The following is a 20,892-nucleotide window of genomic DNA, read 5'->3' as shown; positions in this document are numbered from 1 at the left end:
GGGCGGGGATACTCGGGGGATGGCCGATCACACCACGCGCACCGCCTACACCGTGGAGTCCCTGCTCGCGGTGACCGTCGACGTCTTCAACGAGCGGGGCTACGACGGCACCTCGATGGAGGACCTGTCGCGCGCGGCCGGCATCTCCAAGTCGTCGATCTACCACCACGTGCGCGGCAAGGAGGAGCTGCTCCGGCTGGCCGTCGGGCGGGCGCTGGACGGGCTGTTCGGGATCCTGGCCGAGCCGGCCGCGGTCTCCGGTCCGGCGGTGGAGCGGCTGGAGCACGTGGTGCGGCGGACCGCCGAGGTGCTGCTGGCGGAGCTGCCGTACGTCACCCTGCTGCTGCGGGTGCGCGGCAACACGGCCACCGAGCAGTGGGCGCTGGAGCGCCGCCGGGAGTTCGACCACCAGGTGGCGGAGCTGCTGCGGGCCGCCGTCGCGGACGGTTCGCTGCGCGCGGACGTCGAGCCGCGGCTCGCCACCCGGCTGCTCTTCGGCATGATCAACTCGATCGTGGAGTGGTACCGGCCCGGCCTCAAGGCCGCCGACGGCGTCGCGGACGCGGTGGTCCACCTGGCCTTCGACGGCCTGCGGGCGCGCTAGCCGGGGGCCGTTCGTCAGCGGGCCCTTCGCCAGGGAGCCGTTCGTCAGGGAGTCGTTCGTCAGGGGGCGGGGTCCGGGGGGACCTGGTCGGTCTCCTCGAAGACCAGCATCGTCCGGGTGCCGAGCACCTGGGGGATGGACTGGATGCGGTTGAGCACCAGCTCCCGCAAGGCGTGGTTGTCGGCGGTGTGCACGAGCAGCAACACGTCGTAGTCGCCGCCGACCAGCGCGATGTGCGCGACCCCGGGCAGGGCCAGCAGCTGCTCCCGCACCGTCCGCCAGGAGTTCTGCACGATTTTCAGGGTGATGTACGCGGACGCGCCCTGACCTGCGCGTTCGTGGTCCACCCGGGCGGTGAAGCCGCGGATGACGCCGTCCTCGACCATCCTGGAGATCCGGGCGTAGGCGTTCGCCCGGGACACGTGCACCCGCTCGGCCACCGAGCGGATCGAGGCGCGACCGTCCTGTTGCAGCAGCCGCAGGATCGCCCGGTCGACCCGGTCGAGTCTGGACGTCTGTTCAGCCGACATGACCCCCCACCCTCAGCGATTGGACGCACTGCCACCAGTCGACCGCCACCCGGGCCGATTGTCCACCACCTTCGCACGCTTCTGGTCAAGATGAACAGACGACCGAACAATCGGTAGGGAGCCCCCGCCACCCCTGGAGGTGCCCCGAGATGACCGTTCTCGACCACAGACACCACACGGCCGTGCCCGGTTGGCTGCCCGGCGCCACCGCCCCCCGCACCGACCCGGCCCCGCTGCTCCCGGACTCCGCTCCCGTCCGCGTGCTCGGAACCCCCGCGCTGGAGAAGCACGACCCCGCGCTGCTCCGCGAGCTGTACCGCCGCCTGGTGGTCGGCCGCCGCTACAACCAGCAGGCCACCACCCTCACCAAGCAGGGCCGGCTCGCCGTCTACCCGGCCTCCACCGGCCAGGAGGCCTGCCAGGTCGCCGCCGCGCTGGTGCTCGGCGAGCGCGACTGGCTCTTCCCCAGCTACCGCGACACCCTCGCGGTCGTCTCCCGCGGCGTCGACCCGCTGGAGGCGCTCACCCTGCTGCGCGGCAACGCCCACACCGGCTACGACCCGCGCGCCACCCGCACCGCCCCGCTCTGCACCCCGCTGGCCACCCAGGCCCCGCACGCCGTCGGGCTGGCGCACGCCGCCCGGCTGAGCGGCGAGCCGGTGGTCGCGCTGGCCATGCTCGGCGACGGCGGCACCAGCGAGGGCGACTTCCACGAGGCGCTGAACTTCGCCGCCGTGCTGCAGGCGCCGGTGGTCTTCCTGGTCCAGAACAACGGGTACGCGATCTCCGTCCCGCTGAGCGCCCAGTCCGCCGCCCCGAGCCTGGCCCACAAGGCCGTCGGCTACGGGATGGCCGGCCGGCTGGTCGACGGCAACGACGCGCCCGCCGTGCACGGGGTGCTGGCCGAGGCGGTCGAGCGGGCCCGCACCGGCGGCGGCCCGACCCTGGTCGAGGCCCTCACCTACCGGGTCGAGGCGCACACCAACGCCGACGACGCCACCCGCTACCGGACCGAGGCCGAGGTGACCGCCTGGCGGGAGCACGACCCGATCCTGCTGATGGAGCGGGCGCTGCGCGGGCTCGGCGTGCTGGACGACGCCCTCGTCCGGGAGGCCGCCGAGGAGGCGGAGGCGCTGGCGGCGCGGATGCGCGCCGAGTTCCACGCCGACCCGGAGCTCGACCCGATGTCCCTGTTCGCCCATGTGTACGCCGAGCCGACGCCGCAACTGCGCGAGCAGGCGGCGCGGCTGGCCGAGGAACTGGCCGCCGAGGCCGAGGTGCAGCACTGATGACCACGGCCGTTTCGCCCGCCACCGGGCACCGCACCGCCAGCATGGCGCAGGCGCTCAACGCCGCGCTGCGCGACAGCATGCGCGAGGACCCGACCGTGCACCTGCTCGGCGAGGACGTCGGCGCGCTCGGCGGCGTCTTCCGGATCACCGACGGCCTGACCGCCGAGTTCGGCCCGGACCGCTGCCTGGACACCCCGCTGGCCGAGGCGGGCATCCTCGGCACCGCCATCGGCATGGCCATGTACGGGCTGCGGCCGGTGGTCGAGATGCAGTTCGACGCCTTCGCCTACCCGGCGCTGGAGCAGCTGTTCTCGCACGTCGCCAAGATGCGCAACCGCACCGCCGGCCGGCTGCCGCTGCCGATCACCGTCAGGGTCCCGTACGGTGGCGGCATCGGCGGCGTCGAGCACCACAGCGACGCCTCCGAGGCGTACTACACCGCCACCCCCGGCCTGCACGTGGTCACCCCGGCGACGGTGGCCGACGCGTACGGGCTGCTGCGCGCCTCGATCGCCTCGGACGACCCGGTGGTCTTCCTGGAGCCCAAGCGGATGTACTGGGGCAAGGACGGGTTCGACCCGGCCGCGCCGGTCGAGCCGATCGGCAAGGCCGTGCTCCGGCGGACCGGCACCTCCGCGGTGCTGATCACCTACGGCCCCTCGCTGCCGGTCTGCCTGGAGGCGGCCGAGGTGGCGAAGGCCGAGGGCTGGGACCTCGCCGTGCTGGACCTGCGCACCCTGGTGCCGTTCGACGACGAGACGGTCTGCCGGGTGGTGCGCTCGCTCGGCCGGGCCGTGGTGGTGCACGAGGCGAGCGGCTTCGGCGGCACCGGCGCGGAGATCGCCGCCCGGGTCACCGAGCGCTGCTTCCACCACCTGGCCGCGCCCGTGCTGCGGGTCACCGGCTTCGACATCCCGTACCCGCCGCCGATGCTGGAGCACCACCACCTCCCCGGGGTGGACCGGATCCTGGACGCGGTCGCCCGGCTCCAGTGGGAGGACTGAGGATGATGCCCGTGGTGCGCGAGTTCACCCTGCCCGACCTCGGTGAGGGACTCACCGAGGCGGAGGTGGTGCGCTGGTTGGTCGAGGTCGGCGAGGTCATCGCGGTCGACCAGCCGGTGGTGGAGGTGGAGACCGCCAAGGCGGTGGTCGAGGTGCCCTGCCCGTACGGCGGGGTGGTGACCGCGCTGTTCGGCGCGGCCGGCGAGGAGGTGGCGGTCGGCGCGCCGCTGATCACGGTCGCGGTGGCGCCGGGCGAGGGCGAACCGCCGCTCGCGGCGGCGGTGCCGGCGACGGCGGAGCTCGCCGCGGCGGTGGAGCGGCCGCTGGTCGGCTACGGGATCGCGGAGCCGGGGCGGTCCGGCCGGCGGCGCCGGGTCGGCGGTGCGGCGGCCGCGGTCGCTGCCGCTGCTCCGGTGGTCGTCGAGGCGCCGGCCGTTCAGGCTCCCGCCGCTCAGGTGCCCGTCGTCGAGGCGCCGGTGGTGCTGCCGGTGATCTCGCCGCTGGTGCGGCGGCTGGCCCGGGAGCAGGGCGTCGACCTGGCGGCGGTGGCCGGCAGCGGGCCGGACGGGCTGATCATGCGGGCGGACGTCGAACGGGCGGTCGCCGCGAAGGTCGCCGCCCCGGTGGCGGTCGTCCCGGCTGCTCCGGCACCCGCCGCCGGGGAGGTCGTACCGCTGCGCGGGCTGCGCAAGGCGGTGGCCGAGAAGCTCGGCCGCAGCCACCGGGAGATCCCCGCCGCGACCTGCTGGGTGGACGCCGACGCCACCGAACTGATGGCACTGCGGCGGCAGTTGAATGCCGCCGTGGGGCCGAAGGTGAGCGTGCTGGCGCTGCTCGCCCGGATCTGCACGGTCGCCCTGGAGCGCTTCCCCGAGCTCAACTCCAGTGTGACCGATGACGGTTCGGGCATCCTGCGGCACTCGGCGGTGCACCTGGGCTTCGCCGCGCAGGGCGAGCGCGGGCTGGTGGTCCCGGTGGTGCGGGACGCGCAGCGCCTCACCACCGAGCAACTCGGCGTCGAGCTGGGCCGGTTGACCGAGGCGGCGCGGACCGGCTCGATCGTCCCGGCCGAGCTGACCGGCGGTACGTTCACCCTGAACAACTACGGGGTGTTCGGGGTGGACGGCTCCACGCCGATCCTCAACCACCCGGAGGCGGCGATGCTCGGCGTCGGCCGGATCGTCGCCAAACCCTGGGTCCACCAGGGCGAGTTGGCGGTGCGAGAGGTCACCCAGCTGTCGTTCACCTTCGACCACCGGGTCTGTGACGGCGGCACCGCGGGCGGTTTCCTGCGGTTCGTCGCGGACTGCGTCGAGCAGCCGGGGGTGCTGCTGCGGCGGCTCTGAGCAGGGCGTGCTCGCCCTGGGTGGTTGACCCGCCACCCAGGGCGATCGCGAATCGAGCGAGAGTAGCGCGTCCGGGGGGCGGGTGTCCGCGCTTCGCGCGATTTGTCGGATGAGCAGTTCGGGCGTGCCACGCTGCCTAGGCGTCAACAGGGACAAGCCAGGTGGTGGCGCAGGCCGGCCGGAGGCGAAACGATTCTCTTGGGTACTCGAAACGTTGCGGTGAAGTCCCGCAGGACACTTCTGGTCCGTACCGGGCACGGGTCGGCGGCGGCCGCGGCCGTACCGGGCCTGCCGGAGGTGGCGCCGGTGCCGCCCTCGGTGCCGCCGGCTCCGCCGGTGCCGCTCGACCCGCCGGACCTGCCGCCCGTCGGCGAGCCGGTGGTGCCGGTGCAGCCCGCCCCGCCGCAGGCCGTCCGGCCGGTGGTCCCGGTGGTCCCGGCGGTTCCGGAGCCCCCGGCCGCGCCGCCGGTCATCCCGCCGCCGCCCAGCACGCCGCCCGCCGTCCCGGCGCCTTTCGTCACGGGGCCCGTCGCCCCGGCGGCCGAGGTCCCGGCGTCCATGCCCGCGATCGAGCCGCTGTTCCCCAGCGCGCCGGGCCTCAACTGGGCGGGCCCGGGCGACCAGTGGTCCCGGGCCTGGGCCCTGCGGACCCTGGAGCAGGACCGGCCGGCCCCCGCCGCCACCGGTCCGGCCGCCCCGGCTCCGACGGTGGCCCCGGCGACCGCCCCCGACCTCCGGGCGGCAGCCGAACTGCCGCCCACCGCACGGGACATCGAGCTGATCCGGACCAGCCTGACGGTGGTCGAGCCGGTCGCCGACCGGGCCACCGCGCACTTCTACGCGCTGATCTTCCTGCACCACCCCGAGATCCGGGCGCTCTTCCCGGCTGCCATGGACGTCCAGCGCGACCGCCTGTTCCGCGCCCTGCTGACGGCCGCCCGCAGCGCCGGTGACCCGGAGGGCCTGGCCGCGTACCTGAGCGGGCTGGGCCGCGGGCACCGCCGCTACGGCACCTTGACCGGCCACTACGGCCCGGTCGGCGAGTGCCTGGTGGCGGCGCTGGCCAAGTACGCGGGCGCCCGGTGGACGGCGGAGACCGAGCTGGCCTGGCGGCGGGTCTACCGGGTGATCTCCTCGATCATGATCGAGGCCGCCGAGGAGGACGCCCGGACCTCGCCGCCCTGGTGGCAGGGCGAGGTGGTCGCGCACGAGCGCCGCACCCCCGACGTCGCGGTGCTCACCGTCCGCCCCGACCAGGCGTACCCGTACCGCGCCGGGCAGTACACCAGCCTGGAGACGCCCTGGTGGCCGCGGGTCTGGCGGCACTTCTCGTTCGCCTCCGCGCCCCGGCCGGACGGCCTGCTGACCTTCCACGTCAAGGCGGTGCAGGCGGGCTGGGTGAGCAACGCGCTGGTGCACCGGGCCGCGCCCGGCGACGTGCTGCGGCTCGGTCCGGCGGCCGGCGCGATGACCCTGGACGGCGCCGCCGGGGCGGAGGACCTGCTGCTGGTGGGCGGCGGCACCGGCATCGCGCCGCTGCGGGCGCTGGTCGAGGAGGCGGCCGAACGCGGCCCGGCGGGGCGTTCGGTGGAGGTCTTCTACGGGGCCCGGCAGGCGGCCGAGCTGTACGAGCTGGCTGGGCTGCGGGAGTTGGCCGATCGCCACCGCTGGCTCTCGGTCCGCCCGGTGCTGTCCGGGCCCGGCGCCTGGGCGGCCGGCGGGGACCTGCTGGCCGGTGAACTCCCGGAGGTGGTGGGCCGGTTCGGGCCCTGGGCCGGGCGGACCGCGTACCTGGCCGGTCCGCCGGCGATGGTCCGGCGGGCGGTGGGCGTGCTGCGGCGGGCCGGGGTGCCGGCCGAGCGGATCCGGCACGACCTGGTCGGCGACTTGGCCACGCCGTAGCGCGCTGACGGAACGTGAACCGGCCGGCGGTCAGCCGAGGTCGGGCGCGAGCAGCGCGCGGACGCCCTCGATGTTGGCGGCCAGGTACGCCCGCAGGCTCGGCGGCACCACGTTGACCGAGGTGACGCCCTCGCGGGTGAACGGCACCCGGACCACCTCGTAACCGCCGTTCGGGTCGTCCACCTCGGGCCCGTGCCGGCGGCTGAGGTCCATCGAGGCGAGCCGGCAGACGAAGAAGTGCTGCACCTTGACCCCGTGCGGGTGCAGCGGGGTGCCGTCGTCGTGGTGGGTGTGGCTGATGGTGTCGACGAAGGCGGGGACGACGTCCACGACCTTCCCGCCGAGCTCCTCGTCCACCTCGCGGTGCAGGGCCTCCACCACGGTGCGGTCGCCGCGCTCGACGCCGCCGCCGGGGGTGATCCAGTACGGGTGCGGGGAGCCCGGCCGGTCCCGTCTGATCAGCACGATCGAGGCCGGTCCGAACGGGTCGGCCGGGTCCAGCTCCAGCAGGATCGCCCGGGCGGTGCGTTTGACGACGGGGCGGGGTGGGGTGCGCATGGCGACCTCCGGGGCTGGAGCGTTGTGCGGGAGTCTCCCGCGGCCCGGTGCGCTCGAAACGCGCCCGGCCCGGGGAGCATCCGTTTCGGGGACCGCGGGGTGGCTCAGTTGTCCTTGTCGTCCTTGATGGCGAGGCTGAGACCCCAGGAGACCAGGCTGATGATCAGTGCGCCGAGCAGGGCGGACCAGAAGTTGTCGACCTTGAAGTCCAGGTCGAGCTTGTCCGAGGCCCAGGAGGTCAGCCAGAGCATCAGCGCGTTCACGACGAAGGTGAACAGGCCCAGGGTGAGGATGAACAACGGGAAGGAGAAGAACCGCACCACCGGCTTGATCAGCCAGTTCACCACCCCGAAGACCAGCGCCACGGCGATCACCGTGAGCGTCTTGTGCTGCCAGTCGTCCCCGGTGAGCGAGATCCCGGAGACGATCCAGGCGGCGACCCAGATGGCCGCCGCGTTGATCAGTGTCTTGATGACGAAACCCTTCATGGGGTCAGCGTCCCAGGTCGGTCAAGGCCCGGCGAAGCTCCCGACCGGCATGTTGGTGTTCAATGCGGGTGGGCCGAGGCCCGGACGAGGAGGGGTGCCCCGATGAAGCTGTTCCGGCTGGACCACCTGGACGCCGAGCGTGCCGCCAACGACGGCGCGTACCTGCGGTTCCTGCGCGAGCCGCGGATGTCCGCGGGGCTGTACGCGCTGTCCCCCGGGGACACCGACACCCAGACCGCGCACGACCAGGACGAGATCTACCAGGTGATCAGCGGCCGGGCCGAGCTGACCGTCGGCGCCGAGACGGCGACCGTGGCGCGGGGCACCGTGGTCTACGTGCCGGCCGGGACGCCGCACCGGTTCCACCACATCACCGAGGAACTGCGGGTGCTGGTGGTGTTCTCCCCGCCGGAGGACTGAGCGGCCCGGAGGACCGAGCGGCCCGGGGGCGGTGGCGGGGGCCCGGTTAGGGTCGGGGGCATGAGCCAGAGCCAGAGCCTGACCGAAGAACTCTGGGCCGCGATCGAACCGGTCTACGCCGAGATCCTCGCCCACCCCTTCATCGCCGGCCTCACCGACGGCACCCTGCCGCGCGAGGCGTTCCGTCACTTCGTCGTCCAGGACTCGCACTACCTGCGCGACTACGCCCGCGCGCTCGCCGTCTGCGCGGCCAAGGCGCCGGGCGAGGAGCAGGTGCGGGCCTTCGCCGACGACGCGATCGGCGCGCTGGCGGCCGAGCAGGGCATGCACGCCGAGTTCATGGACGCCTTCGGCGGCACCGCCGACGAGGCCGCCGCCGAACCGGTGCTGCCGACCACCCGGGCGTACACCAGCTACCTGCTCGCCACCGTCTACGGCGGCTCCTTCGCGGAGGCGGTCGGCGCGGTGCTGCCCTGCTACTGGATCTACGCCCGGGTCGGCGAGCGGCTGCTCGACCGGGGCTCCCCCGACCCGCTCTACGCCAAGTGGATCGCCACCTACGGCGACGAGGCGTTCCAGTCGGTGGTGCGGCGGGTGCTGGCGCTCACCGACCGGCTCGGCGAGGAGATCTCGCCGGCCGAGCGGCGCCGGGTGGTGGAGCACTTCGTCACCACCTCGCGGTACGAGTGGATGTTCTGGGACGCCGCGTGGCGGCGGGAGACCTGGCCGGTCTGAGGTCCCGGGCAGGCGGCCCCGGGGGCGTTCCCGAGCCCGTTCCCCGAGGTCGTTCCCCGAGGTCGGGGCGGGGGTTCACCCGGGGTCCGGGGTAGGGGTGATCTCCGGGTTCTCTCGGGGCCGTTGGGCCTCGTTCCGCCGCTTGCGCCCCCGTACGATCGAAGTACCGAAAGCGAACGGGATGCGGCACCAGGACGGCAGCCGACCCCATGGGGAGAGAAGGAACGGACATGGCTGAGCTCTGGAAGTCGCTGCCCTCGTGGGTGCGGAACATCGTGGTGCCGATCCTGGCGGTGGTGCTCGCCTGGAACCTGATCATGTTCGTCTTCGGCGTGGTCGGCGCGCTGCTGGCCTTCGCGATCAAGGCGCTGGTGGTGGTCGGCATAGCCGCCGCCGTGGTGGTCCTGGTGAAGAAGGCCGCCAAGAGTTAGGACGGACCGACCCGACGCCCGCGTCCCCTCCCCGGGGGCGCGGGCGTCAGGCGTTTCCGGGCTCGGTTTCAGGCACGGTGGCGGGGGCGGCTTCGGGCGCGGATTCGCCGAGGAAGTCGGACAGGTCGCGGTGCGGGCGCCAGCCCTGGGCGCGGGCCCGGGCCAGGTCCAGCACGACCTCGCGGGAGAGCTGGTCCACCGCGTACGGGGTCAGCCCGGGGAGCCGGCCGGTGCGGGCGGCCAGCCGGGCCAGCGGTGCCGGGACGTGCCGGATCCGGGCGGTCACCCCGTGCGCGGCCAGCACCGCGCGGACCACCTCGTCGCGCCGGTAGGGGCGGGCGTCGGCGATGTTGTAGGCGACCGGCGTCCACGGGCGGTCGCCGGTCCGGCCGGCGCCGACGGCGGACAGGCAGGCGTCGGCGAGGTTCTGCACGGCGGTGAGGCTGAGCCGGACGTCCCCGCCGGGCAGCAGCAGCCGGCCGTGCCGGACCCGTTCCAGCAGCCGGGGCACCAGGTGCGGATCGCCCGGGCCGTAGACGGCGCGCGGGCGCAGCACGACGGCGCCCGCGGCGAGCGCGAGCCGTTCCCCGGCGGCCTTGGTCCGGCCGTACGCGTTGAGGTGGCCGCCCTCGGTGGGGTGGTGCTCGCGGACCGAGCCGCGGTCGGGGCGGGGGTCGTAGACGCTGGCGCTGGAGACCCAGACGACCGGGCGGTCGCCGGCGGCGCGCAGCAGGCGCTCGGTGCCGGTGACGTTGACGGCGTACTGGGCGGCCTCGGCGGCGGCGCCCGGGGGCAGGTCGGCGACGGCGGCGGCGCAGTGCACGACCGCGTCGACGCCGGTGAGGTCGGGGTCGGCGGCGGTGGCGTCCCAGGGGACGTGGCGGCCGGCCGGGCCGGGGCGGCGGCCGTAGCAGAGCACCTCGTGGCCGGCGGCGACGGCGGCGTGGACGACGTGCGAGCCGCAGAATCCGCTGGCGCCGGTGACGGCGATCCGCATCGGGGGCTCCTCGGGAGGTGGGGTGGGGGGCTTCGTGGGGAGGCGATGTTTCACGTGAAACAAGCACTCAGCCGGGGAGGCGGGTGGCCCGGACGGTGAGTTCGGCCCAGCCGGGGAGCGCGGCCCGGCGGTCGACCCGGGCCCGGACCACCACCGGCCGGTACGGGGCGAGGGCGAGCAGCAGGTCGGCGAGCAGGGCACGGGCCAGTCCGGCGCCCGGGCAGGCGTGCGGCCCGGCGCCGAACACGGCCTGGGCGGCGGCCGGTCCGGGGGACGGGGCCGGGCGGTGCGCCCCGGCGGCGTGCCGGGCGACCAGGATCAGCCGGTCGCCGGCCCGCACCGGGCGTCCGGCCAGGACGGCGTCGGCGGCGGCCACCCGGGGGAGCAGCGGCGAGGGGGCGGTGAGCCGGAGCAGCTCGGCGGCGAGCGCGGGTGCGCGGTCCGCGTCGACCGAGGGCCAGAGCCCGGCGTCGGAGCACCAGGCGGCGGCCCGGGGGAGGGCGGCGACGGTGGTGTTGACGGCGGCCACCGCGACCATGGCGTCCCGGGGGTCGGGCAGCAGCGCGGCGAGTTCGGCGGCCCGGGCGGCGGCGGTGCGGGCGGCGTCGCGCGGACGCGGTCCGGGCAGGTGGTCGCGGGCGGCGGCCGCGGCGGCCTCGGTGGCGGCGCCGGCCAGGGCGTGCGGGCAGGCCGCCGCGCCGGTCAGGGCGGCGGCGGTCGCTCCGGCCAACTCGCGGGACAGCTCGACGAGTTCGAGGGTTCCCCCGGCGAGCGCCGGGATCCGGGTGGCGAGCACCGCCTGCCAGTGCGGGCGGAGCCGGTCCACCGCTGCCGCGCCGAGCTCGCCGGACAACTCCCGGCGGGCGGCCCGGTGTTCGGCACCGTCCTGGTCGAACAGCAGGCCCCCGTCGGTGAGTTCGGCCGCCGCCCCGCCGGTGGTGCCGGGGGCGGTGCGGTCCAGCGGGATCCGGGTGAGCGCCTCGCGGTAGGCCTCGGCGCCGTGCACCAGGACGGTGCGGCCGAGCCGGACCACCGCGCGCCGCCGGGTGGCGGCGAGCAGCGCGAACAGCAGCGGGTGGCTGCGCAGGTAGACCCGGCGGTCCCGGCGGCGGGCCGCGCGGTGCCCGGACGGCTGCTCGTTCATGCCCGCAACTCCCTCGCGCAGTGGGCGGCCGCGGCCGCCCGGTCGGGCTTGCGGGAGCGGCCGGCCAGCGGCACCTCGCCGAACAGCACGGCGTCCGGCCGGGCCGCGCCCATCCGCTCCAGCGGCCCGGCCAGCGCGCCGCGCAGCCGCCGCGGGTCGGTGCCGGGCGAGGGCTGGACCAGGGCGACCAGCCGTTCGTCGCCGTCCCCGGCGGGGACGCCGACCAGCACCGCGAGTTCGACGCCCGGCAGGTGCAGCGTCGGTTCGTACAGGCCGGGGTAGATGTTCTCGGCGCGCCGCAGCACCATGTCCTTGAGCCGGCCGGCGAGCACGATCCGGCCGTCCGGGGCGAGGGTGGCGCGGTCGCCGGTGCGCACCCAGGGGTCGGGTTCCTCGCCGAGGTAGCGGTGGCGGGCGCCGGGGCCGGTGAGCAGCAGTTCGCCGTCCGCGCCGAGCCGGGTGCGGACGCCCGGCAGCGGGGCGCCGAGCAGGTCGCCGGGGCCGGTGAAGGCGCTCTTCTCGGCCTCCTCGACGGCGGCCGCGGGGAAGAGTTCGGTGAGCGCGTAGACGCCCCAGGCCTGGTCGGCGCCGGCCTGCTTGACCCGGCGGAGCAGGGCCGCGTCGGCGGGCGCCGAGCCGGTCCAGACCCGGCCGGTGAAGCGGGCCCCGGCGGTGAGCGCGGCGCGCAGCTGCGGCGGGGTGAGGTAGGTGTGGGCGGGGGCCAGCCGGTGCAGCTGGCGGGCCAGCGCGGCCGGGGCGCGGGCGGGCAGGGCGACGGCGGCGCCCGCGGTGAGCGCGGGGACCAGCACGAAGAAGGTGCCGCCGAGCACGGTCGTGCCGGGGCGCGGGTCGACCAGCTCGGTGACGGTGCGCAGGCCGGCGGCCAGGCCGTCCCGGGTGTGCACGACGGCGCGCGGGCTGGCGGTGGTGCCGGAGGTGAAGACGATCACGGCGTCGGTGTCGCGTCCGCCGGCGCCGGGGGCCTCGGGCAGCGGGGCCGCGGACCGGCCGGGCCGCAGCCGGGGCGCGCCGCCGGGCAGTCGGCGGCCGAGGGTGGCGACCGGGCCGAGCGTGGCCAGCGGGGGCAGCGCGAGGTCGGCACGGCGGGCCAGCGGTCCGGCCCAGCCGGCCACCGCCTGGGCGGCGGCGTCGGCGAGCACCAGGTCGGGCCGGGCCAGCGACAGCCGGGCGGCCAGCACGTCCGGTCCGGCGGTCGGGTCGAGGACGGCGATCCGCAGGCCGAGCCGGTGGGCGGCGAGCATCACCGCGAGGGCCCGCGGTCCGGGGCGGACGGCGACGCCGAGGGTGGCGCCGGCGGTGAGGCCGCGGGCGTGCAGGGCGGTGGCGAAGGTGTCGGCGAGGTCGGCGAGTTCGCCGCGGCGGAGGCCGGCCCGGGTGGTGCCGAGGCGGGTGAGCCGCAGCACGGCGGGGCGGTCGGGGTGGACGGTGCGCAGGCTGTGCGCGAGCCGGTCGAGCATGGCGGGTCCTCGGGGTCTCGGCGGACGTCGGGGGTCAGCGGACGTCCGCGGAGCGCGGTCCGGCGCCCCGCTCCAGGTACCAGCGGGCGGTGCCGATCACCCCGTAGGCGCGGATCCGCCGGGTGGAGTTCTGCACCACCATGTCGCGGCGGTGGACGATCGCGGTGCTGTGCCGGCGGACCCGGTTGATGAACGTCCGGTCGGTCGGCGAGGGCCGGCGCGGCATGCCGCCGACCGCCCGGTACAGCTCGGCGGTGATCGCCATGTTGTTGCCGGCGTGCATCCGGTACGGGGTGAGGTAGCCGTGCCGGCGGTGGTGCGCGGGCCGGATCCGGCCGAAGAACGCGCCCAGCGCGACCAGGACCAGGAAGACGGCGCGTCCGGCCGGTCCGTGCTCGTCCCGGCGGGCGGTGACCCGGCCGCAGACCAGCCCGCCGGAGGCCCGCAGCCCGGCCCGGGCGGCGGCGGTCCAGCCGGGCTCGGGCAGGCAGTCGGCGTCGGTGCGGGCGAGCAGGGTGGCGCCGTGCGCGATGGCGTACCGGAACGCGGTGTCGACCGCCGAGCCGACGCCCTTCTCCGGCTCGACCAGCAGCTCGACCGGGAAGGGGGCCCGCGCGGCGAAGGCGCGGACGGCGTCGGCGGTGCCGTCGGTGGAGCCGTTGTCGGCGACCAGCAGGGTGAACTCCCGGTCCCGCTGGGCGGCCAGGGCCTCCAGGGTGGCGGCGATCCGGGCCTCCTCCTGGTAGGCGGGGACGACCACCCACAGCTCGGTCGCGCACGGCGGGGTCGCGTCCGGCGAGGTCATCTCCGGCGGGGTCACGACGCCTCCCAGACCATCGTCATCAGGCTGACGCCGCCGCCCAGCCCGACCAGCAGCACCTTGTCGCCGGGCGACAACTCGTGCTGTATCCGGTCGAGTTGGATGCCGAGCGTGGCGCTGGCGACATTGCCGGTCTCCGGCACGGTGACCACCAGCTTCTCCGCCGGGACCCCGGTGAGCTCGACGAACCGCTCCAGGTACGGGACGGTCACCTGGTGCACCAGCACCCGGGCGTAGTCGTCCCAGCCGAAGCCGGTGCGGGCGGCCACCCGGGTCAGGATGTCGGCGCCGATCTTCTCGAAGACGCCGCGCAACTCCTTGCCGCCGCCCCGGAAGTAGCTGTACTCGTCACCGCGCGGGTGGCGCGAGCCGCCGCCCGGGATGCCGCCGACCTCCCAGTGCTCGGAGGCGGTCTCGGTCTCGATGTCGAGGATGCCGCCGCGCTCCACCGCCTCGACCACGACGGCGGCGCCCGCGTCGCCGAAGGTGTAGCCGGCGAAGCCCTCGCGGAAGTCGGCCAGGCCGCTCGGGTCGCGGCGCATCGCCCGGCTGGGCGTCTCGCCGGTGACCACCAGGGCCCGCCGGGCCCGTCCGGCCAGGATCATCGCGCGGGCCAGGTCGATCCCGTTGAGGAAGCTGTTGCAGGCGTTGGAGACGTCCAACGCGTGGGCGCGGGAGCCGAGTTCGGCCTGCACCAGGTGTGCGGTGGCGGGCTCGCAGACGTCCCGGGTGGCGGAGGCGTAGAGCAGCAGGTCGACGTCGAGCGGGTCCAGGCCGCGGGCGGCCAGGGCGCGCCGGGCGGCGCCGAGCGCCAGGGTGGAGGCGTACTCGCCTTCGGCCGCGAAGTGCCGGGTGACGATGCCGGTGGCCTTCTCGAAGGTGCGCTCCGGCAGCCGCAGCCGGCCGCCGGCGGTGATCTCGTCCTGGAGCCGGCGGGAGGTCAGTCGGTGGGCGGGGAGCTGGGCGCCGACGGCGGTGATGCCGATCCGGGCGGTGGCTGCTGGCTGCATGCCCTCATCGTCCGGCGGACGCGGCCGCGCCCACCTGAGTACGGGTACTCAGCTGGGCGCGGGCACGCTACCCAATCAGCTCCGGCCCCCCTCCGGCACCGCGTCGGCCGGGACGGCGTCCGACGGCGCCGCGTCGACCGGTACCGCGTCGACCGGGACCGGCTGCACCGGCACCGGGGCGGCGGTCGGGCCGGCCGACGCCGCACCGCCGTCCGCGCCGACGGTGTTCAGCAGTTGGCGGGCCAGGCCGAGCCCGGTGCCGCCCATGGTGAGCGCCTTGGCGAACAACTCGCCCATCCCGTCCGCCCCGTTGAGCAGCACCATGTGCTCGACGTTGCCGAAGGACTCGGCGGCCGCCCGCACGATCTGCGGCCACTTCTCCGCCAACTCCTGGGCCACCACGGCGTCCTGGTTCTCGGCCAGGGCGGCCGCCCGGGCCTTGATGCCCTCCGCCCGGGCCAGCCCGATCGCCCGGGCCGCCGAGGCGTCCGCCAGACCGCGCGCCTCCACCGCCGAGGCCTCCGCCTGCCCGGTGGCCGTGGTCGCCTCGGCGGCCGCCAGCCCGCGCAGCTTGGTGGCCGCGGCCTCCGCCTCGGCCGCGATCCGGACCCGGCCGGCCTCGGCCGCCGCCCGCAGCTCGGTCTCCTGCGCCTGCGCCTGGGCGGCGGAGATCCGGGCGTCGCGGTCCGCCTCGGCGGAGGTGCGGGTGTCGTACGCCCGCGCGTCCGCCGGCTTGCGGACGTCGATCTGGAGCTGCTGCTCCTTGCGCTGCGCCTCCAGTTCGGCGACCCGGGTCTCCTGGACCACCACCTGCTGCCGGGCGGCGGCGTCGGCCAGCGGACCGGCCTGGCGGGCACGGGCGTTGGCGGTGTCCCGCTCGGCCTGGTACGAGGACTGCTGGATCTCGCTGTTGCGGGTCGCCTCGGCCTTGCGGGCGGCGGCCTCCTGCTCGGCCTCGGTGGCCAGCCGGTCGGCCTCGGCCTGGGCGATCCGGGCGTCCCGCTGGACGGCGGCGGCGTGCGGGATGGCGAGGTTCTTGATGTAGCCGGTCGGGTCGATGATCTCCTGGATCTGCAGGGTGTCGATGATCAGCCCGAGCTTCTCCATCTCCAGCCCGGAGGCGGCCCTGGTCTCGCCGGTGAGCCGCTCGCGGTCGCGGATCATGTCCTCGACGGTGAGCCCGCCGACGATCGACCGCAGGTGGCCGGCGAAGACGTTGTGGACCCGCTGGCTGATCAGTTTCTGCTGGTCCAGGAAGCGGCGGGCGGCGTTGGCGATCGACACGTCGTCGTCGCCGACCTTGAAGATCACCACGCCCTTGACCCGGACCGGGATGCCCTGCGTGGTGACGCACTCGACGTTCAGTTCGGCCTCGTTGAGGTCCAGCGAGAGCCGCCGGACACCCTGCAGGCCGGGCGTGACCAGTGTTCCCCGGCCGGTGACGATCCGGAAGCCCAGTCCGTCACCGACCCCCTCGGTGCGGTGCCGCGAGCCGGAGATGATCAGCGCCTCGTTCGGCTCGGCGACCCGCCACATCATCTTGAAGAGCGTGATCCCGACGATCAGTGCGCCGGCGACCGCACCGGCGATGACGTACCCCATGGTGCAACTCCCCCTTCCGGCGCAGGAGATGCGCCGATTCGGATTGTCCGCCGGGGGCAAACCATTGGAAAGGGAACCGACATGACATCCCGTCACAGCCTCGTCACGGAACGACGGGCGCTACGTACACGGTCCTCGGCGGGTGGTACTCGATCACCACCACCGGCGTGCCGACCGGCAGTCGGTCCCCCGGCACGGCCAGGTAGGCCAGGAACGCCTCGGTGCCCTGCCGCTGCGGGACGTGCACCATCACCTCGCCGACCAGTCCCGCGCCCACCGCCCCGGTGACCCGCCCCGCACTCCCGACCACGCCGGCCCTCCCTCGCCTCGTCCGCCCACCCGCCCGCTCGCTCGCCCTGCCAGTCTGCCCGCCCGGACGGCTCCGCGCCCCACCGTTCACCGTCCGGACCTCGCCATTCCTCCCGCCGGACCCGCTCTGGACCTCCGGCGATCGGCTCGCTACGGTGTTGGACGTCATGCGCAGGCAACACCGCCTGCGGACGCGGGAGCTCGGAGCACCGGGCTGAGAGGGCGCTGAACGGGACGTCGACGGACGGACCGGCGGCTGCGTCGACCGCAGGAACCTGACCGGGTAATGCCGGCGTAGGGAGTTGAAGGTCTGATGACCACCTTTGAGGCACAGCCGAAGTCTGCCCAGAACGGCGACGTCTCCAGCGCGGGCACCGGCTACCCGACCCCGGCCTGGCGCAAGGCCTACCGCGAGGGAACCCGCCCCGACCTCCGCGTGCCGTACCGCGAGGTCGTCCTCACCAACGGCAAGACCGTCCCGCTGTACGACACCTCCGGCCCGTACACCGACCAGGCCTACGAGCCCGACGTGCGCCGCGGCCTGCCCGCCCTGCGCGACCCGTGGATCCGCCAGCGCGGCGACGTCGAGGAGTACGACGGCCGCGAGGCGCGCCCCGAGGACGACGGCATCAAGCACACCTCGCCGCGCGGCGGCAACCTGCGCAACCTCGACGCGGTCTTCCCCGGCCGCCCGCGCCGCCCGCTGCGCGGCCGCGACGGCACCGCCGTCACCCAGCTGGCCTACGCCAAGCGCGGCGTCGTGACCCCCGAGATGGAGTTCGTCGCCCTGCGCGAGGGCCTGGCGCCCGAGTACGTCCGCGACGAGGTGGCCCGCGGCCGCGCCGTCATCCCGGTCAACGTGAACCACCCCGAGGTGGAGCCGGCGATCATCGGCACCAACTTCCTGGTGAAGATCAACGCCAACATCGGCAACTCCGCCGTCACCTCCTCGATCGAGGAGGAGGTGGAGAAGATGACCTGGGCCACCCGCTGGGGCGCCGACACCGTCATGGACCTCTCCACCGGCCGCAACATCCACACCACCCGCGAGTGGATCCTGCGCAACTCCCCCGTGCCGATCGGCACCGTGCCGCTCTACCAGGCGCTGGAGAAGGTCGACGGCAAGGCCGAGGAACTCAGCTGGGACGTCTACCGCGACACCATCATCGAGCAGTGCGAGCAGGGCGTCGACTACATGACGGTGCACGCCGGCGTGCTGCTCCGGTACGTGCCGCTGACCGCCCGCCGCAAGACCGGCATCGTCTCGCGCGGCGGCTCGATCATGGCCGCCTGGTGCCTGGCGCACCACGAGGAGAACTTCCTCTACACCAACTTCGAGGAGCTCTGCGACATCCTCGCGAGCTACGACGTCACCTTCTCGCTCGGTGACGGCCTGCGCCCCGGCTCGATCGCCGACGCCAACGACGAGGCGCAGTTCGCCGAGCTCCAGACCCTCGGCGAGCTCGGCCGGATCGCCCGCGCCAAGGACGTCCAGGTGATGATCGAGGGCCCGGGCCACGTCCCGATGCACAAGATCAAGGAGAACATGGATCTCCAGAAGGAGATCTGCGACGAGGCCCCGTTCTACACCCTGGGCCCGCTCACCACCGACGTCGCGCCCGGCTACGACCACATCACCTCCGGCATCGGCGCCGCGATGATCGCCTGGTGGGGCACCGCGATGCTCTGCTACGTCACGCCCAAGGAGCACCTGGGCCTGCCCAACCGGGACGACGTGAAGACCGGCGTCATCACCTACAAGATCGCCGCCCACGCCGCCGACCTGGCCAAGGGCCACCCCGGTGCCCAGGCCTGGGACGACGCGCTCTCCGACGCCCGCTTCGAGTTCCGCTGGGAGGACCAGTTCAACCTGGCCCTCGACCCGGAGACGGCCCGCGACTTCCACGACGAGACCCTCCCCGCCGAGCCGGCCAAGACCGCCCACTTCTGCTCGATGTGCGGTCCGAAGTTCTGCTCGATGAAGATCTCCCAGCGGATCCGCGCCGAGCACGGCGACGGCGCCACCGCGGCCCCCTCCGACTACGACGCCGAAGCCATCGCCGGCATGGCCGAGAAGTCCGCCGAGTTCGCCGCCCAGGGCAACCGCGTCTACCTGCCCCTGGCCGACTGACACCTGAACCACACGGGCGGCCGCGCCGGGATCTCACCCGGCGCGGCCGCCCATGTGTGCTCAGGTGGCCCAGACGCTCACGATCGGCTCCGGTTGCTCTGCGGCCGTCTCTCTGACGTCGGGCCGCCGGGCACTCCCGGAGGAGCTCCTCATGCCTCAGGCCCGGTCCACCCCCAGCGCCAGTGCGGTCACCGCCAACGCGGTTGTGACGATCCACTGAAATCCCCTCCCGCTCGGCGAGTCCAGCCAGCGAAGCAGACCGGACATGCGGCTGAGGAATGACTTCGACGAGCGCAACATGGCCATCTCCCGTGAGTTGCTCAGGGCCATCTACCTTCGGAGGCCCGGGAGTTGACTATGGCCTGGGTTGGTGCGGCAGTCTTGCCCTTGGGGTGTAGTACGCGGACAACGCCGGTTGTCCGGTGACAATTCGGGGGAGCGCCGGTGGCGACAGCCGAGCCGAAGAAACCAGGGCGGCGGTTCAAAGAGTTAGGCGACAGCCCACCGGAACAGGTAGCAGCTCTGCTGCGGACCTGGCTCAAGGAGGTCGGCCTGACCGTCGGTGGCCTGCACGCGCAACTCCGCCCCGAACACTTCGGTCACGCCGACGAGACACTTGTCCCATCGCAGCGCCAGCTGTACGAGGCGCTCAAGGGTGAAAGGCTCTCCTGGGAATTCGTCGAGGCCGTGGCAGACATCTGCTCAAGTGACTACGCCGAACGCAGGCGCAAGCTTGATCAGGTCGCCCCACTATGGCGTGGGGCCAACGACGTGACGATGACCATAGGTCCCGTCGTAGACCGTGACCAGCTCATGGTTCGGCTGCTGGCCACCCAGGACGAAGTCGACCGGCTCCGGCTGAGGATCGACGAGAGCGAACGGACCCGGCACGAGGCCGAACAGACGGTCCTCCTGCTGATCACACTCCTGGCTGCTCAGCGCCCTCACACCGCGCGAGCCGGTGAGGGTGAGGAGCCCGGCATCGGGACATTGTTCGGAACAATCCCGCACAACCCCGGACCCCACGTCAGTCTCGATGCGGAGCTGATCGACGGCCGATACCGCCTGCGCGAACTGATCGGCCGGGGCGGTACCGGAGCACTCTGGGAGGCGATCGACACGCGTCTCGACCGCCGCGTCGCGCTCAAGCTGATCGAGCCTCCACACTCCCGTGACCGGGAAGGCTTCCTCGCCAGGGCTCGCACCGAGGCATGGGCCCTCGCCCGTGTGAACCATCCGAACGTGGTTGCCGTTCACGATGTGGTCGACCTCGGGAGCGAGGTCTGGACCGTCATGGAACTCCTCAATCCGCGCAGCCTGGACCGGGTCCTGCGCGACCATGCTCCACTGCCGGTCGATGAGACGGCCCGCATCGGTCTCGATCTCCTGCACGGAATCTCGGCTGTTCACGGCCATGGCATCCTGCACAGGGACGTCAAGCCGCAGAACGTCCTGTTCCGGCAGGACGGAAGCGCTGTCCTTGTCGACTTCGGGCTGGCTGTGTTCAACGAGAGAGCAAGCCCTGTGACCGCCGAAGCCGCGGTCATGGGTTCACCGCCCTTCATCGCGCCGGAGCGCTGGCGAGGCCGAGATCTTCCAGCCTCCGACCTCTGGTCCCTCGGTGCCGTGCTCTACACGATGGTCGAGGGCAGAAGCCCGTTCGATCATGCTTCTCCGGGCGTCGTCGGTTATCGGATAACCAATGGGGAGTACCCGCCCGCAACGCACGCCGGTCCCGCGCTGAGTGGACTCATCACCGCGATGCTTGACCTGGAGCCGGGGAACCGGCCGACTGCGAATGACATAGAACGCGAGCTGCTTCGGTTCGTCGACCGGTCCATTCGAACGGACCCTCGGATCCTTCTTCGCGACCATCCGGGCACCCCGCTCGGTCGGATGTTGATCCCCGTCGGGGTCAAGATCGCCAAGTCTCGCGACCAGGGTCAGCCTACTGAGGCGGAGTGGAGCGGCTCTTCCGAGCCATGACGTCTGAACGCCGCCCCGGGTGGGCAGGCCCAGGTGCTCCTTGGGCGTGACGTAGCAGAGCATCGCGGTGCCCCACCAGGCGATCATCGCGGCGCCGATGCCGGA

The 20,892-nt window shown here is 74.0% G+C and carries 20 protein-coding genes, 1 pseudogene and 1 riboswitch; of the genes and pseudogenes, 10 read left to right on the top strand and 11 right to left on the bottom strand.

What is annotated here, in order from left to right:
- Positions 1 to 19 precede the first annotated feature (19 nt).
- Positions 20 to 604, top strand: coding sequence for a TetR/AcrR family transcriptional regulator (locus AB0N76_RS20110; protein WP_363558837.1), 585 nt, complete (start codon positions 20 to 22; stop codon positions 602 to 604).
- Between the two features lie 59 nt (positions 605 to 663).
- On the opposite strand, the gene AB0N76_RS20105 is transcribed toward AB0N76_RS20110, so the two are convergent.
- Positions 664 to 1,134 carry an Lrp/AsnC family transcriptional regulator gene (locus AB0N76_RS20105; RefSeq protein ID WP_363558836.1) on the bottom strand — a complete coding sequence of 157 codons (471 nt, stop codon included), beginning with the start codon at positions 1,132 to 1,134 and terminating at the stop codon, positions 664 to 666.
- 149 nt (positions 1,135 to 1,283) lie between these two features.
- On the opposite strand from AB0N76_RS20105, the gene pdhA reads away from it, so the two are divergent.
- The 4 genes from pdhA (at position 1,284) to AB0N76_RS20085 (ending at position 6,678) form a co-directional block, all read left to right on the top strand.
- Positions 1,284 to 2,423, top strand: a complete 1,140-nt coding sequence (gene pdhA / locus AB0N76_RS20100; protein WP_363558835.1) for a pyruvate dehydrogenase (acetyl-transferring) E1 component subunit alpha — start codon at positions 1,284 to 1,286, stop codon at positions 2,421 to 2,423.
- Positions 2,423 to 3,430 carry an alpha-ketoacid dehydrogenase subunit beta gene (locus AB0N76_RS20095; RefSeq protein ID WP_363558834.1) on the top strand — a complete coding sequence of 336 codons (1,008 nt, stop codon included), beginning with the start codon at positions 2,423 to 2,425 and terminating at the stop codon, positions 3,428 to 3,430. The genes pdhA and AB0N76_RS20095 overlap by 1 nt, the downstream gene beginning before the upstream one ends.
- Positions 3,431 to 3,435: 5 nt before the next feature.
- Positions 3,436 to 4,776, top strand: a complete 1,341-nt coding sequence (locus AB0N76_RS20090) for a dihydrolipoamide acetyltransferase family protein (protein WP_363558866.1) — start codon at positions 3,436 to 3,438, stop codon at positions 4,774 to 4,776.
- 306 nt (positions 4,777 to 5,082) lie between these two features.
- The gene (locus AB0N76_RS20085) at positions 5,083 to 6,678 is read left to right on the top strand and encodes a globin domain-containing protein (RefSeq protein ID WP_363558833.1); all 1,596 of its coding nucleotides are present in this window, start codon (positions 5,083 to 5,085) and stop codon (positions 6,676 to 6,678) included.
- Positions 6,679 to 6,708: 30 nt separating this feature from the next.
- Here AB0N76_RS20085 and AB0N76_RS20080 read toward each other — a convergent pair whose 3' ends face one another.
- Together AB0N76_RS20080 and AB0N76_RS20075 are read right to left on the bottom strand one after the other, a co-directional pair.
- Complete coding sequence (locus tag AB0N76_RS20080) at positions 6,709 to 7,236, bottom strand: NUDIX domain-containing protein (RefSeq protein ID WP_363558832.1); 528 nt, start codon at positions 7,234 to 7,236, stop codon at positions 6,709 to 6,711.
- A gap of 104 nt (positions 7,237 to 7,340) precedes the next feature.
- Positions 7,341 to 7,724, bottom strand: coding sequence for a phage holin family protein (locus AB0N76_RS20075; RefSeq protein ID WP_363558831.1), 384 nt, complete (start codon positions 7,722 to 7,724; stop codon positions 7,341 to 7,343).
- Positions 7,725 to 7,826: 102 nt separating this feature from the next.
- Between AB0N76_RS20075 and AB0N76_RS20070 the strand changes: the two genes are divergently transcribed.
- The 3 genes from AB0N76_RS20070 (at position 7,827) to AB0N76_RS20060 (ending at position 9,310) form a co-directional block, all read left to right on the top strand.
- On the top strand, positions 7,827 to 8,144 hold the full coding sequence (locus AB0N76_RS20070) for a cupin domain-containing protein (RefSeq protein WP_363558830.1): 318 nt from the start codon (positions 7,827 to 7,829) through the stop codon (positions 8,142 to 8,144).
- 60 nt (positions 8,145 to 8,204) lie between these two features.
- Positions 8,205 to 8,879: a thiaminase II gene (gene tenA, locus AB0N76_RS20065; protein WP_363558829.1), complete on the top strand. Its 675-nt coding sequence runs from the start codon at positions 8,205 to 8,207 to the stop codon at positions 8,877 to 8,879.
- A 230-nt stretch (positions 8,880 to 9,109) separates the two neighbouring features.
- Positions 9,110 to 9,310, top strand: coding sequence for a DUF5326 family protein (locus AB0N76_RS20060; RefSeq protein ID WP_363558828.1), 201 nt, complete (start codon positions 9,110 to 9,112; stop codon positions 9,308 to 9,310).
- Between the two features lie 46 nt (positions 9,311 to 9,356).
- On the opposite strand, the gene AB0N76_RS20055 is transcribed toward AB0N76_RS20060, so the two are convergent.
- The 7 genes from AB0N76_RS20055 to AB0N76_RS20025 form a co-directional block, all read right to left on the bottom strand.
- Positions 9,357 to 10,307: an NAD(P)-dependent oxidoreductase gene (locus tag AB0N76_RS20055; RefSeq protein ID WP_363558827.1), complete on the bottom strand. Its 951-nt coding sequence runs from the start codon at positions 10,305 to 10,307 to the stop codon at positions 9,357 to 9,359.
- A gap of 67 nt (positions 10,308 to 10,374) precedes the next feature.
- Positions 10,375 to 11,451, bottom strand: coding sequence for a cytochrome P450 (locus AB0N76_RS20050; protein ID WP_363558826.1), 1,077 nt, complete (start codon positions 11,449 to 11,451; stop codon positions 10,375 to 10,377).
- Positions 11,448 to 12,929 carry a class I adenylate-forming enzyme family protein gene (locus AB0N76_RS20045; RefSeq protein WP_363558825.1) on the bottom strand — a complete coding sequence of 494 codons (1,482 nt, stop codon included), beginning with the start codon at positions 12,927 to 12,929 and terminating at the stop codon, positions 11,448 to 11,450. Before AB0N76_RS20045 ends, AB0N76_RS20050 begins: the two co-directional genes overlap by 4 nt.
- A gap of 34 nt (positions 12,930 to 12,963) precedes the next feature.
- On the bottom strand, positions 12,964 to 13,749 hold the full coding sequence (locus AB0N76_RS20040) for a glycosyltransferase family 2 protein (protein WP_363558824.1): 786 nt from the start codon (positions 13,747 to 13,749) through the stop codon (positions 12,964 to 12,966).
- Complete coding sequence (locus AB0N76_RS20035) at positions 13,746 to 14,759, bottom strand: 3-oxoacyl-[acyl-carrier-protein] synthase III C-terminal domain-containing protein (RefSeq protein WP_363558823.1); 1,014 nt, start codon at positions 14,757 to 14,759, stop codon at positions 13,746 to 13,748. The genes AB0N76_RS20040 and AB0N76_RS20035 overlap by 4 nt, the downstream gene beginning before the upstream one ends.
- Positions 14,760 to 14,834: 75 nt before the next feature.
- Positions 14,835 to 16,361 carry an SPFH domain-containing protein gene (locus tag AB0N76_RS20030; RefSeq protein WP_363558822.1) on the bottom strand — a complete coding sequence of 509 codons (1,527 nt, stop codon included), beginning with the start codon at positions 16,359 to 16,361 and terminating at the stop codon, positions 14,835 to 14,837.
- 103 nt (positions 16,362 to 16,464) lie between these two features.
- A complete protein-coding gene (locus AB0N76_RS20025) occupies positions 16,465 to 16,671 on the bottom strand; it encodes a hypothetical protein (protein ID WP_363558821.1) in 207 nt (68 codons plus the stop codon).
- A 182-nt stretch (positions 16,672 to 16,853) separates the two neighbouring features.
- Positions 16,854 to 16,988, top strand: a riboswitch (TPP riboswitch).
- Here AB0N76_RS20025 and thiC point away from each other — a divergent pair.
- Complete coding sequence (thiC, locus tag AB0N76_RS20020; protein WP_363558820.1) at positions 16,984 to 18,801, top strand: phosphomethylpyrimidine synthase ThiC; 1,818 nt, start codon at positions 16,984 to 16,986, stop codon at positions 18,799 to 18,801. (Overlaps the previous riboswitch by 5 nt.)
- Positions 18,802 to 19,245: 444 nt before the next feature.
- Entirely contained in the window at positions 19,246 to 20,787 is a 1,542-nt protein-coding gene (locus AB0N76_RS20015) for a serine/threonine-protein kinase (RefSeq protein ID WP_363558819.1), read from the top strand.
- On the opposite strand, the pseudogene AB0N76_RS20010 reads toward AB0N76_RS20015, so the two are convergent.
- Positions 20,788 to 20,892, bottom strand: a pseudogene (locus AB0N76_RS20010) (phosphomethylpyrimidine synthase ThiC); the annotation flags it as partial.

Source organism: Kitasatospora sp. NPDC093806 (genome assembly GCF_040683335.1).
Lineage (GTDB): Bacteria > Actinomycetota > Actinomycetes > Streptomycetales > Streptomycetaceae > Kitasatospora.
The sequence above is the reverse complement of the archived record's forward strand: the minus strand, read 5'-3'. Positions and strand labels throughout refer to the sequence as shown.